This window comes from Plantactinospora sp. A48, from assembly GCF_055793945.1.
On sequence record NZ_JBTIXF010000040.1, the window covers coordinates 1 to 11,526 of the forward strand.

Genomic DNA, 11,526 nt, shown 5'->3' on the forward strand with positions numbered 1-11,526 from the left:
CCCCCCCCCCCCCCCCCCCCCCCCCCCCCCCCCCCCCCCCCCCCCCCCCCCCCCCCCCCCCCCCCCCCCCCCCCCCCCCCCCCCCCCCCCCCCCCCCCCCCCCCCCGCCCCGGTACGGCCGGTGCTACCGGCCGGCATTGAGGTGGAAGGCGCGCTCCTCGGCCTCCTGCCGCGCGGTCAGGAGCCGCGACCGCGGGGCCGTGCCATCCTGGAGGCGGATGGTCGCCCGTCTGGGAGGTGGGGTGCATGACCGGGGAGCAGGCCGGGCGTGAGCGATTCACCGACGATGAGGCCGCGTTCCTGCGGCACGTACGGTTCGGGGAGTTGCCACCCCGGGTCCGACCCGAGGACCGGGTCGAGTCGACCGAGGCCGAGGTCCGGCCGAACCAACCGGACCCCGAGCCACAGTGGATCCCCCAGGGCTGACCGGGACGGATCGCGACGTCCGGCTCAGCCGATGGCGGCGGCCACGGCGGAGCGCAGTTCGGGCAGCCGGTCGTGCAGCAGCCCCGGGCACTGGGTGGAGTTGAAATCCAGGTGGCCGTAGATCTCGCTGGCCGGGATCGCGTACTGCTGGCAGGTGAAGGCGCAGAACAGCACCAGACTGTTCCAGAGCGCGGCGGGTGGCTGCACGTCCAGATAGGTGCCCTCGTTCTCGATGCCGATCGCCTGGTTGTTCTGGCCGACGCAGTGCGCGCCCTGCACCATCGTCTGGCCGTGCAGCAGCGCGTACAGGCTGCCGTGCCGGCCCTCGGTGAGCCAACCGCCACGGCTGTTGGTGAAGTGCTGACCCGAGTCGAGCCACCCGTTGGTGTCCATGTGCAGGTTCTGGATGTCGCGGGAGTTGGCGTAGGCGTGCGCCAGGCTGTAGTCGGTGGAGTTCGGGAACGCGGTGTGATGAATGATGATCTTGTTGGGCCGGTTCTGCAGAACCGTCACGTCGGACGAGGGCGGGCGGGCGTTCCAGGTCGCGCAGTTGGCGATGGTCGGCTGGTTGACGGTCGCGAGCGCGGGTCGGGCGCTGAGCGGGACCGCCGCCGCGCCGGCCAGCAGCGCGGCGCCGCGCAGCACCGCGCGGCGGGGGAGCGGAACGGACATGGTGGCCTCCAGGAGTACGGGATGGGTGGGCCGGTCCCGTCCGCCAGCGGCGGGAACCTGGCCACCGTGCCGGCCTCGACGACGCCGGCGGCAGGTCGGCGGTTCGCAAACTTCCTACGGCTCTGATCGGTTGATTGAAGTTTATTGACGTACCAATCGCAGTCAATAGTGTCGATGTCGGGAGTGTGCTGATCGCCGCCGTTGACAGGAACCGGAGGTGGTGATGCCATAGGCGAGCGCGGATGGCCAGGTAGTGGCGCGGGCACCACTGCCACCCCTGTCGCTTCATCCTGCTCTGGAAGGCACGTCATGTCTGCGTACCCGAATCTGGCCGGCGCCCGCCGCCGGCCGCATCCGCTGCTCGCCGGCCCGGGACGTCGGTCCTATCTCCTGGTCGCGGCGGCCCTGCTGACCGTGGTGGTCGTGGTGTCCGCGCTGCTTCCGGCCCGCCGGGTCGACGCCACGGTCCCGCCACCCACCTCGCCGGTGACCGGCAACGCCACCCACTTCGACGCCCTCGGCGCGCCGTACGGAGGCTGTGGACTGCCGCAGTCCGTTCTCGACGCCCCGGACTTCGTCGCGCTCAACGTGTACAACCTGCCGGGCGACTACTCGTCGTACCCGATGCGGCCGTTGCCGGCCTCGCAGGCGGACAAGATCGGCCTGTGGGACAACGGCCGGAACTGCGGCCGGTTCGTCCAGGTCAGCATCGGCGACTACTGCACCGGCACCAACGACGGGGCGCCGGGGCAGGCGTTCTGCCGTAACGGCTCCTGGGTCGCCGACAAGTACAACGGCGCGACGCTGACCATGGTGGTGGCCGACAGCTGCGGCGACGGCAACGCCTGGTGCCGGGACGACCCCTATCACCTGGACCTGTCCACCGACTCGCTGAACCGGTTCGTCAAGAACGGCGCCCCGGTCGGTGACGTGAACCCGACCCACTGGAACAACCGGCACGTCTCGTGGAACTTCATCTCCGCGCCGAACTACACGGGCGACATCAAGGTCGGCTTCCTCCAGGGATCCCAGCCGTACTGGACCGCCGTCGCGGTGTCACACCTGGCCAACGGCATCCACGGGCTTGAGTACTTCACCAACGGGGCGTGGCAGGGCGCGCAGCTGGACAGCGACATGGGCCAGGCGTTCCTGGTCAACCCCACCACCTCGGGCGGCACCGACTACCGGATCCGGGTCCGGGACATCACCGACAGCCTGATCAACAATGGCCGCGAGTACCGGTTCAGCCTGCCCTCCTCCTGTGGCGGGCGGTGCTCGGCGGCGTACACCCCGGTCGCCTACACGACGTCGGACGGCACCGGACCGACGGCGAGCCCGACCCCGACGGCGAGCCCGACCGCGGGTCCGACCCCGACCGCGACGGTGGGTCCGACCGCGAGCCCGACCGCGAGCCCGACCGCGAGCCCGACCCCCAGTGGCCCGGCGGGTACCTGTGCGGCGAGCTACCGGGTGGTCAGCTCGTGGTCCGGGGGCTTCCAGGCCGAGGTGACCGTCGCGAACAACGGCTCGGCGGCCAGCGCCGGCTGGAGCAGCACGGTGACGTTCCCGGGCAGCCAGCGGCTGGCCAGCGCGTGGAACGCGACGGCGACCCAGTCCGGGCAGCGGATCGTGGCGGACAACGCCGGCTACAACGCTGCGATCCCGCCGGGCGGCCGGACGACCTGGGGGATGCTGCTCAACGGCACCGCCGAGTCGCCGTCGGGCCTCAGCTGCGTCCTGCGCTGAGCCCGGCCGCCGTCCCACTCGTCGTGGAGCCCTCGCCCGTCGGGCGGGGGCTCCGCGCACTGACCGGCGGGACGCGGCGGCCACTCGGGCTATGTCCATGATTGGACAGGTGTTCGAGCTATGCGTTCTGACCTGCGTTGATTACCGTGAGTAGCGCGGACGTAGCCGATTGTTCATTGAGTGGACGAGCCGGTCCGCGTCACCTCTCGTAGACGGATCAGCGAGGAGTAACACCATGTCCGAATCCAGCAAGAGCGAGAAAATCGCCGAGCAGCCCGAACTGACCGCCGCGGAGGCCGGGGAGGCCAGCCTCACCCTCGTCCCCGCGACCAGCGTCGGCATGCCGCCGACCGCGCAGGTGTTCTGGGCAGTGGTCAACTCCAACGGCACCCTGGCCCGGGGCTTCGGCGTCGTGTCCGCCACCCGGCTGGCCGTCGGCCAGTACCAGATCGTCTTCAGCCACGACGTGACCCGGTCCGCCTTCGTCGCCTCGCAGGGCTTCACCGGCAGCGTCGGGGTACCGCTGGACGGCACGGCCGTCGTGGTCGGCCGGGCCGGTCTGGCCACCGGGGTCTTCCTGGCCACGTACAACCAGGCGGGAGCCCCCGCCGACCGCGCCTTCCACCTGGCGGTGCTGTCCTGATTCCTGATTCCACCCCTGGAAAGGCGGCCCCGCGACCTCGTCGCGGGGCCGCGCCGGGTGTCCGGGCTGTCGCGCCGGGTGTCCGGGATGTCGCGCCGGCCGCAGCCGGGCGGCCTGGCGGGTCGGGGACCGGTGGGTCGAGGATGGGCGCCGTGCCGACCGTGCTCCGGTGACCGGCGGGTGGTGCCGGTTGCCACACGCAGAGCGCGCGGCGCCGCTTCCCGGGGAAACGTCGCCGCGCTCTGGCCGTCTCCCACCAACGCAGCCATCCGGCGGTACACCGATGGGGACCTGGCTCGGTCGGTACGGGTGACCCGCATCGGCCTGTTCCACACAGTCCCCGTGGGCGAGTGGGTCTAAACCTCACCGAACCAACCCGGATCGCGGGCGTGGCCGGCCGTGGGCAGGGGTATGACCGGCGTCATGGAGCATTACACGATCGCGACCGTGGCGGAGACGAGTCCGGACTTCCGTCGGGTGCTGTGGACCGGTCAGCACACCCAACTGGTCATCATGACCATCCCGCCGGGCGGTGAGATCGGCGAGGAGGTCCACGAGGACACCGACCAGATCCTGACCTTCGTCAGCGGCACCGCCGAGGCCCGGGTCGACGACGAACGGCGCCCGGTCGCGGCCGGTGACCTGGTGGTCGTACCGGCCGGACACAGGCACAACTTCGTCAACACCGGTCCCAACCCGGTCATCCTCTACACCGTGTACGGTCCGCCCGAGCACGCCGACCAGGCCGTACACCACACCAAGGAGGAGGCCGACGAGCTGGAGGCGGCCGGCCGGGACGAGCCGCCGAGTTCCTGACCCGACACCGGTCTTCGCCGTCGGTTCACTCGTACGTCTTCGCGGTGTCCGCCAGCAGTGTCCGGGACGCCGCCTCGTCCAGCGCGGCGCCACGCAACCCGGCCCACGCCGTGTCGTACGCCTCCACGTCGGCGGCCTTGTCCAGGTAGGACGCGGCGGTCAACCCCTCGTGGTACACGGTCGGCGGCTCCGCCTCGCCGGTGTCCCGGGCGGCGAAGGTGAGGATCGTGAAGGTGCCGCCGGCCGTGGCTGCCGCGTGCAGCCCGGCGTCGAGCGGCACGATCCGCACCGACACGGTCCGCCGCTCGGCCAGCTCCAGGATGTGCCGCAACTGGGCGCCCATCGCGGGCCGGTCGCGCAACGACCGGCGGAGCACCGACTCGCTGAGCACCACCTCCAGCTTCGGCGGCGGTGGGTTCCGCCGGGTCAGCGCCGCCTGCCGGTGCAGGGTGACGGCCACCATCCGGCGGATGGACTCGTCCGGCAGCGCGGGCTGGGTGACCCGCAACGCCTCCGCTGCGTACGCCTCGGTGCGCAGCAGCCCCGGCACCACCTCGGGGGCGTACGTGCGCAGCCGGTTGGCCGCCGCCTCCAGCCCGACGTACAACTCGAACCAGCTGGGAATCACGTCCGCGTACGTGTGCCACCAGCCCCGGGTGCGGGTCTGCTTGGCCAGTGCCATCAGCTCCTCGGTCACCCCACCGGGCGCGGAGTAGACCCGGCACATCGCCTCGACGTCGAGGGAACGCATCGAGACCATGCCGCCCTCGATGCGCCACAGCTTGGGCGTCGACCACTCCAGCGCGTCGGCGGCCGCCTTGACGGTGATGCCGGCGTCCTCTCGCAACTGTCGCAGTCGGCGGCCGAGCTGCCGTCGCGGCACGGTGGAGCCGGCATCCGTGACCGTCGGCATGTCGCCACCCCCGAGAAGTGAGTAACCGATTGCTCTCGCTATGTAACCGCACTTCTCGTCAGCGATCAATGGATGGCTGCGCCGATAATTGTCCACAATAAAATTTCGGAAGCTCCCGGGTCGCTTCGCCGACGCCGAGCACTGTGGATCGTGGCCACCCTCGCCGGGCCCGCGTACCGCCGGTGAAGTGGAGCGTGGCCGTTCGCACCGGCCGTGGTTTGTGGAAGACGCCCGCCCCGACCGGGTGTCGGGATGGGCGGACGGCGGCACCGGCCGGCCCCGGGTGGGGCCGGCCGGTGATTTTCGGGCGAGGCGCCGATCTGCTGCGACGCCGGTCGCTGCCGGGGTCAGCCGTTGGCGCAGGAGGTGCCGTTGAGCGAGAAGCTGCCCGGGGACGAGTAGCTGCCGTTCAGGTTCCCCTGGTAGCCGAAGCTCGCCGAGCCACCCGGCGGGATGGTGCCGTTGTAACCGACGTTCCGGGCCGTCACCGTGGATCCGTTCTGGCTCACCGTGGCGTTCCAGGCGCTGGTGACCTGCTGGCCGGAGGGCAGGTTGTAGGTCAGCGTCCAGCCGTTGATGGTGCCCGACCCGGTGTTCGCGACCGTCACGTCCGCGGTGAAGCCGCCGTTCCAGGCGTTGGCCTTGTACGTGACCCGACACGAGCTGTTGCCCGGCGGCGGGGTGGTCGGTCCGCTGGTGGGCCCGCTGGTCGGCGGGGTGCCGCCGTTGACGCTGGCCGAGAAGCTGTTGACCGCGAGCCCGACCCCGCCCTGCCACGGCTCGAAGCCGGCCTGGATGCTGGTCAGGTACCAGTCATTGTTGACGGCGCCGCGGTTGCGGACGTCGACCAGGAAGTCCAGCACGTTGAAGTTCATGCTGCTGATCGGCGACGACGCGACGTACGAGATCACGTTGTTGGAGCCGTTGCTGCCGCGCCACACCTGCCAGCTGTGCCCGGCCAGGTTGGTGTTGCCCACCACCGAGCCGATCGGCTGGATCGAACCCTGTCGGTTGAGCCAGATCATCACCTCCATCTGGTTCACCCCGTCCTTCTTGGGCGACGGGTCCAACCAGATGTCGTACGAGGCGTCGTAGATGGCCCCGCTCACGTAGTTGTAGCTGATGCTGCTGTTGGCGCTGCCGATGCTGCCCAGCCGCATCGGCAGCGGCGAGCCGGGCGAGCAGTTGGTGTAGTGGCAGCCGAGGAAGATCGACGGGTACGACACGGGTGCGCCGTTGGTGGGGGCTGATCCCTGCTGGCTGGAGATGCTGAAGCCGGATCCGGTGACGTTGATGCACTGCTGGGCCGAGGTGCCCCAGCGGTTGTTCTGCACGACGTACCGCCCGCCGACCGTGGTCGAGCCGTACTGCTCGCAGATCTGGGTGTCAGCGGATGCCGGGCCGGCGGTGACGATCCCGACGAGACCGCCCGCAGCGAGCAGGCCGGCCGCCAGGATGGCGCGAATCGGACGTCTCATGACGCTCCTGGAAGATAGAAGGTCCGAAGAGCTGGGAGCGCTCCCAACCCTTGCATACATTTACATGCTTGAAACTAGATCGCAACCGCCTGGCCCTGGTTGCGCCACCCGATCGGCCGGGCTCGATCGCCTGCCGGATTGTCCGGCCCGCCGGCCGAGGGGTGGTGACCTGGCCGAACGCCGTGACGGGTGGTCGGGGCGCGGCTCAGGGCGGCCGAACCGGCGCTATTCAGGAACGATCGCATAAAGTAGCCTCTTGCCTTCGACGAGTATCGACCCTCGCGAAAGGTGTCGGCTGCGATGATCGAGTCCACCCTGCGCGTCCTCGTCGTGGGAGCCGGCATCGCCGGACTGGCGGCGGCCCGCGCACTCCGGCTCGCCGGGTTCGATCCCGAGGTGGTGGAGCGCAGCCCCGCCCCGAACTGCGGCCCGGAGGGCATCTTCCTGCCCGGCAACGCCGACCGGGCCCTGCGGGACCTGGGACTCGATCTGCCGCTGCGCCGGCTCGGCCGGGTCATCGAGCGGCAGCGCTTCCTCGACGCCTCGGGCGGGCAGCTCTGCGAGGTCGATCTCTGCCGGCTCTGGGCCGGGGTCGGCCAGTGCCGGGCACTGCCCCGTACCGAACTGCACCGGGTGCTGCTCGACGGCGTCGGGGGAGCGGTCCGGCACGGTGCCGAGGTGTACGCGCTGTGCCCCGGCCCCACCGAGGTCACGGTCGTCTTCACCGACGGCACCAAGCAGGCGTACGACCTGGTGGTCGGCGCCGACGGGCGGCGGTCGCTGATCCGCGCTCTCGCGGCCCTCGGCGGACCGCCGCGGCCCACCGGTCAGGTCGGCTACCGCGCGGTGGTGACCGGCGGGCCGGTGGTCCGGGACTGGACCGCGGTGCTCGGCCAGCGGGCCGGCTTCCTGATCATCCCGATGGGAGCGGGCCGGCTGTACTGCTATGCCGACGAGGCCGCCACCACGGTCCCGGCCGACCCGTCGGCCCGGCTGCGGGAGGTGTTCGCCGGCTACGGCGGTCCCGTGCCGGCCGTGCTGGACGCGCTGGGTGAGGTGCGGGCGGCGGTCACCGAGGAGCTCGACCTCGGCCACTGGTCGCAGGGCCGGGTCGTGCTGGTGGGCGACGCGGCGCACGCCACCGCGCCGACCCTCTCGCAGGGCGCCGCCATGGCCGTCGAGGACGCCGTCGTGCTGGCCGCCGCGCTGCAATCCGCGCCGGGGGTCGAGGAGGCACTGCGGGCGTACGAGGCCCGCCGGCGACCCCGGACGAGGTGGGTACGGGACCGGACCCACGACCGGGACCGGACCCGCAACGTGCCACCGGCGCTGCGCGACCCGGTGCTACGCGGCAGGGGCGACCAGATCTTCCAGGCCCACTACCGGCTGCTGCTCGACCCGGCCTGACCCGGTCACCCGTCGCCCACCCGTCGCCCACCCGGCGAAACGGGGCCAGTCCCGGAGGACTATCCTCGCTGCGAGGTACGCCCAGTAGGTCCGTAGCGTGCCGAGTGGGACGAACGAGAACCGGAGGCCACTCGTGACCACCGTCGCACCGAAGCCGATCGTGACCCGGCCCTGGCCGGTCCGGCAGCAGGTCAAGGGATCTGCCCTCACGCGGCTGCTGCGTACGACGGACGCGAAGCAGATCGGGATCATGTACATGGTCACCGCTTTCGCGTTCTTCATGATCGGCGGGTTCATGGCCCTGCTGATGCGCGCCGAGCTGGCCCGGCCGGGCCTGCAGTTCCTGTCGCCGGAGCAGTACAACCAGCTGTTCACCATGCACGGCACGATCATGCTGCTGTTCTTCGCGACGCCGATCGTGTTCGCCTTCGCCAACTTCGTCACGCCGTTGCAGATCGGCGCGCCGGACGTGTCGTTCCCCCGGCTGAACAGCTTCGCCTACTGGCTCTACCTCTTCGGCGGCTCGCTCGCGGTGGCCGGCTTCCTGACTCCGGGCGGCGCCGCGGACTTCGGCTGGTTCGCGTACACGCCGCTGAGCGACGTGGTCAACTCCCCCGGGGTCGGCGCCAACATGTGGGTGGTCGGCCTGGCCATCTCGGGTCTGGGCACCATCCTCGGCGCGGTCAACATGATCACGACCATCCTGACCCTGCGCGCACCCGGCATGACGATGTTCCGGATGCCGATCTTCACCTGGAACATCCTGGTCACCAGCCTTCTCGTGATCATGGTCTTCCCGCTGCTGGCCGCCGCGCTGTTCGCGCTGGCCGCCGACCGCATCCTGGGCGCGCACGTGTACGACCCGGCAACCGGCGGGCCGCTGCTGTGGCAGCACCTGTTCTGGTTCTTCGGCCACCCCGAGGTGTACATCGTGGCGCTGCCGTTCTTCGGCATCATCACCGAGGTCATCCCGGTGTTCTCCCGCAAGCCCGTGTTCGGCTACAAGGGTCTCGTCGGCGCGACCATCGCCATCGCCGCCCTGTCGATGAGCGTCTGGGCGCACCACATGTTCGCCACCGGCCAGGTGCTGCTGCCGTTCTTCAGCTTCCTCAGCTACCTGATCGCCGTGCCGACCGGCATGAAGTTCTTCAACTGGATCGGCACCATGTGGAAGGGCCAGCTCAGCTTCGAAACCCCGATGCTCTGGGCGATCGGCTTCCTCACCACGTTCCTCTTCGGCGGCCTCACCGGCGTGCTGCTGGCCAGCCCGCCGGTGGACTTCCACGTCTCCGACTCGTACTTCGTGGTGGCGCACTTCCACTACGTGCTGTTCGGCACGATCGTCTTCGCGGTGTTCGCCGGCATCTACTTCTGGTTCCCGAAGATGACCGGCCGGATGCTGGACGAGCGCCTCGGCAAGGTCCACTTCTGGTTGACCTTCCTCGGTTTCCACACCACGTTCCTGGTGCAGCACTGGCTCGGCAACGAGGGCATGCCGCGGCGGTACGCCGACTACCGGCCGGAGGACGGGTTCACCACGCTCAACACGATCTCCACCGTCGGCGCGTTCATCACCGGCATCTCCACCCTGCCGTTCCTGTACAACGTCTGGAAGTCGTACAAGACCGGCCCGGTGGTCGAGGTTGACGACCCGTGGGGCCACGGCAACTCGCTGGAGTGGGCCACGAGCTGCCCGCCGCCGCTGCGCAACTTCGACCGGATGCCTCGGATCCGCTCCGAGCGGCCGGCCTTCGACCTGAAGTTCCCCGAGCTGGCCGCCGGCCACCAGTCGGTCGCCGGACCCCCCGAGGGTGGCGCCAAGCCGCTCAGCTCGGAGTCCGACGGCGGCGCCCGGTACGAGGAAAGCTCCCACAACGCCTGACCCCGCATGCGGCGCCGCTGACCCTGACGAGATCTTGGATTTCTGTTGCCCTGATAGGGGCACAAGAAATCCAAGATCTCGCCGTTTACGGGCTCCCGCCTGGCGTGGTCGCGTCTCGGGTCGGCCCGGGAGCCGGGTCGGGCGGGTCGAGGTGTTCGGTGGGGAGCCGGGTCGGGTGGGCCGAGGTGTTCGGTCGGGAGCCGGGTCGGGTGGGCCGAGGTGTTCGGTCGGGAGCCGGGTCAGGCGGGCGTGCCGATCTGCTCGGCCTGCCCGGCTGGGCCGGTGGTGGGCGGGTCGGCTTGCCCGGCCGGGTCCGCAGTGGTCGGGTCGGCGGTGGGTGAGTCCGCGTTGGCCGGGTCCGTGGCGGCCGGCCGGAGGCGGCGGCGCGACAGGGGGACGGCGGCCAGGGCGACCGCGAGCAACCCGACCGCTCCGGTGGCCGCGAAGCCCCAGACCGGGGCGGCGGCGTCGATGACCACGCCGGCCAGCGGGGCGCCGAGGGCCAGACCCACGGTGATCGAGGAACCGTGCAGGCCCATCGCCTCGCCCCGGACCGGGGATGGCACCAGCCGGCTCACGGCGTCCGCGCTCGCGGCCAGGGTCGGCGCGCAGAGTGCGCCGGCGGGGACCAGGGCGAGGCACAGCAGCCACCACTGGTGACCGCCGAGGCCGACCGGGATGGTGAACAGGCAGAGCAGTCCGGTCAGCAGGGCCGGCGGGAGCGAGCGGTGGACGGCGCCGTACGCGAAGCCGCCGACCAGGGAGAACACCGCCCACAGCGCGAGGACCGCACCGGTCCAGCCGACCTGGTCGGCGGCCCGCAGCACGGCCACCACGGCCACGTCGGTGCCGCCGAGCACCAGGGTGCTGGCCGCGCTCAGCACCAGCACCCCGACCAGCCGTCCGGTCAACCACTTCCGGCGGGGAATCCGTACCTCGGTGGTGGCCGGTTCGCCGGCGGTGCGGACGGGCGGGTCGAGCAGCAGCATCGCGATGCCTGACGCCACCACGCCGGCCCCGACGGCGAGCATGGTCACCCGGGCGGACCCGGCGGTGGCGAGGAGCACCGCGAGGGCCGGTCCGATCATGAACGACAGCTCGACGGACATCGAATCCAGCGCGTACGCCTGGCGGCGGTGCGCCTCGGGGGCGAGCGCGGCCAGGGACTGGCGTACCACGGAGAACACCGGCAAGCCGCACAACCCGCCGAAGAACGCCGTGACCAGCAGCATCGGGTACGGCATGGCCTGCGCGGTGGACCAGAACACCGCCTCGGCCGCCGTCGTGACCAGCAGCATGATCCGCAACCCGCGCCGGTCGACGAGGCGACCCAGCAGTGGTGCCCCGATGGCGGCGCCGACCGTCATCGCGGTGCCGACCAGCCCGGCCGCGGCGTAGCCCCGGTGCATGTCGAGCACGACGTGCAGGGTGAGGGTGACACCGGTCGCGGTGGCCGGGATCCGGGCGAACATCGCCACCAGCAGCAGTGGGCGGATCCCGGGCAGCGCGAGGACGGAACGGTACGGGGCGAGGGTCATGGTCT

The 11,526-nt window shown here is 71.0% G+C and carries 10 protein-coding genes; 6 read left to right on the forward strand and 4 right to left on the reverse strand.

Annotated features, from left to right (window positions below; genetic code table 11):
- Nucleotides 1-246: 246 nt before the first annotated feature.
- Nucleotides 247-426, forward strand: a complete 180-nt coding sequence (locus tag ACXN5W_RS19860; RefSeq protein WP_473159831.1) for a hypothetical protein — start codon at nucleotides 247-249, stop codon at nucleotides 424-426.
- A gap of 24 nt (nucleotides 427-450) precedes the next feature.
- On the opposite strand, the gene ACXN5W_RS19865 is transcribed toward ACXN5W_RS19860, so the two are convergent.
- Nucleotides 451-1,098 (reverse strand): peptidoglycan recognition protein family protein, encoded by a 648-nt coding sequence (locus tag ACXN5W_RS19865; protein WP_473159832.1) that lies wholly within the window; start codon nucleotides 1,096-1,098, stop codon nucleotides 451-453.
- Nucleotides 1,099-1,407: 309 nt separating this feature from the next.
- Between ACXN5W_RS19865 and ACXN5W_RS19870 the strand changes: the two genes are divergently transcribed.
- From ACXN5W_RS19870 to ACXN5W_RS19880, 3 genes are all read left to right on the forward strand, one after another.
- Nucleotides 1,408-2,844 (forward strand): cellulose binding domain-containing protein, encoded by a 1,437-nt coding sequence (locus tag ACXN5W_RS19870; protein ID WP_473159833.1) that lies wholly within the window; start codon nucleotides 1,408-1,410, stop codon nucleotides 2,842-2,844.
- Nucleotides 2,845-3,079: 235 nt separating this feature from the next.
- On the forward strand, nucleotides 3,080-3,487 hold the full coding sequence (locus ACXN5W_RS19875) for a hypothetical protein (RefSeq protein ID WP_473159834.1): 408 nt from the start codon (nucleotides 3,080-3,082) through the stop codon (nucleotides 3,485-3,487).
- A gap of 423 nt (nucleotides 3,488-3,910) precedes the next feature.
- On the forward strand, nucleotides 3,911-4,303 hold the full coding sequence (locus ACXN5W_RS19880) for a cupin domain-containing protein (protein ID WP_473159835.1): 393 nt from the start codon (nucleotides 3,911-3,913) through the stop codon (nucleotides 4,301-4,303).
- Nucleotides 4,304-4,328: 25 nt separating this feature from the next.
- On the opposite strand, the gene ACXN5W_RS19885 is transcribed toward ACXN5W_RS19880, so the two are convergent.
- Both ACXN5W_RS19885 and ACXN5W_RS19890 read right to left on the reverse strand, forming a co-directional pair.
- Nucleotides 4,329-5,216 (reverse strand): helix-turn-helix domain-containing protein, encoded by an 888-nt coding sequence (locus ACXN5W_RS19885; protein ID WP_473159836.1) that lies wholly within the window; start codon nucleotides 5,214-5,216, stop codon nucleotides 4,329-4,331.
- A 347-nt stretch (nucleotides 5,217-5,563) separates the two neighbouring features.
- A complete protein-coding gene (locus ACXN5W_RS19890; protein WP_473159837.1) occupies nucleotides 5,564-6,694 on the reverse strand; it encodes a glycoside hydrolase family 12 protein in 1,131 nt (376 codons plus the stop codon).
- Nucleotides 6,695-6,994: 300 nt separating this feature from the next.
- Here ACXN5W_RS19890 and ACXN5W_RS19895 point away from each other — a divergent pair, with 300 nt between their 5' ends.
- Nucleotides 6,995-8,101 carry an FAD-dependent monooxygenase gene (locus tag ACXN5W_RS19895; RefSeq protein WP_473159838.1) on the forward strand — a complete coding sequence of 369 codons (1,107 nt, stop codon included), beginning with the start codon at nucleotides 6,995-6,997 and terminating at the stop codon, nucleotides 8,099-8,101.
- Nucleotides 8,102-8,234: 133 nt separating this feature from the next.
- Nucleotides 8,235-9,983, forward strand: a complete 1,749-nt coding sequence (ctaD, locus tag ACXN5W_RS19900) for an aa3-type cytochrome oxidase subunit I (protein ID WP_473159839.1) — start codon at nucleotides 8,235-8,237, stop codon at nucleotides 9,981-9,983.
- Nucleotides 9,984-10,222: 239 nt separating this feature from the next.
- On the opposite strand, the gene ACXN5W_RS19905 is transcribed toward ctaD, so the two are convergent.
- Nucleotides 10,223-11,521, reverse strand: a complete 1,299-nt coding sequence (locus ACXN5W_RS19905) for an MFS transporter (RefSeq protein ID WP_473159840.1) — start codon at nucleotides 11,519-11,521, stop codon at nucleotides 10,223-10,225.
- Between the last annotated feature and the right edge of the window lie 5 nt (nucleotides 11,522-11,526).

Bases quoted from the DNA above. Each gene is read 5' to 3' on its own strand.
- ACXN5W_RS19860 (WP_473159831.1), top strand. From the start codon at position 247: ATGACCGGGGAGCAGGCCGGGCGTGAGCGATTCACCGACGATGAGGCC.
- ACXN5W_RS19890 (WP_473159837.1), bottom strand. From the start codon at position 6,694: ATGAGACGTCCGATTCGCGCCATCCTGGCGGCCGGCCTGCTCGCTGCG.
- ACXN5W_RS19880 (WP_473159835.1), top strand. From the start codon at position 3,911: ATGGAGCATTACACGATCGCGACCGTGGCGGAGACGAGTCCGGACTTC.
- ACXN5W_RS19865 (WP_473159832.1), bottom strand. From the start codon at position 1,098: ATGTCCGTTCCGCTCCCCCGCCGCGCGGTGCTGCGCGGCGCCGCGCTG.
- ACXN5W_RS19870 (WP_473159833.1), top strand. From the start codon at position 1,408: ATGTCTGCGTACCCGAATCTGGCCGGCGCCCGCCGCCGGCCGCATCCG.
- ACXN5W_RS19885 (WP_473159836.1), bottom strand. From the start codon at position 5,216: ATGCCGACGGTCACGGATGCCGGCTCCACCGTGCCGCGACGGCAGCTC.
- ACXN5W_RS19895 (WP_473159838.1), top strand. From the start codon at position 6,995: ATGATCGAGTCCACCCTGCGCGTCCTCGTCGTGGGAGCCGGCATCGCC.
- ACXN5W_RS19875 (WP_473159834.1), top strand. From the start codon at position 3,080: ATGTCCGAATCCAGCAAGAGCGAGAAAATCGCCGAGCAGCCCGAACTG.
- ACXN5W_RS19905 (WP_473159840.1), bottom strand. From the start codon at position 11,521: ATGACCCTCGCCCCGTACCGTTCCGTCCTCGCGCTGCCCGGGATCCGC.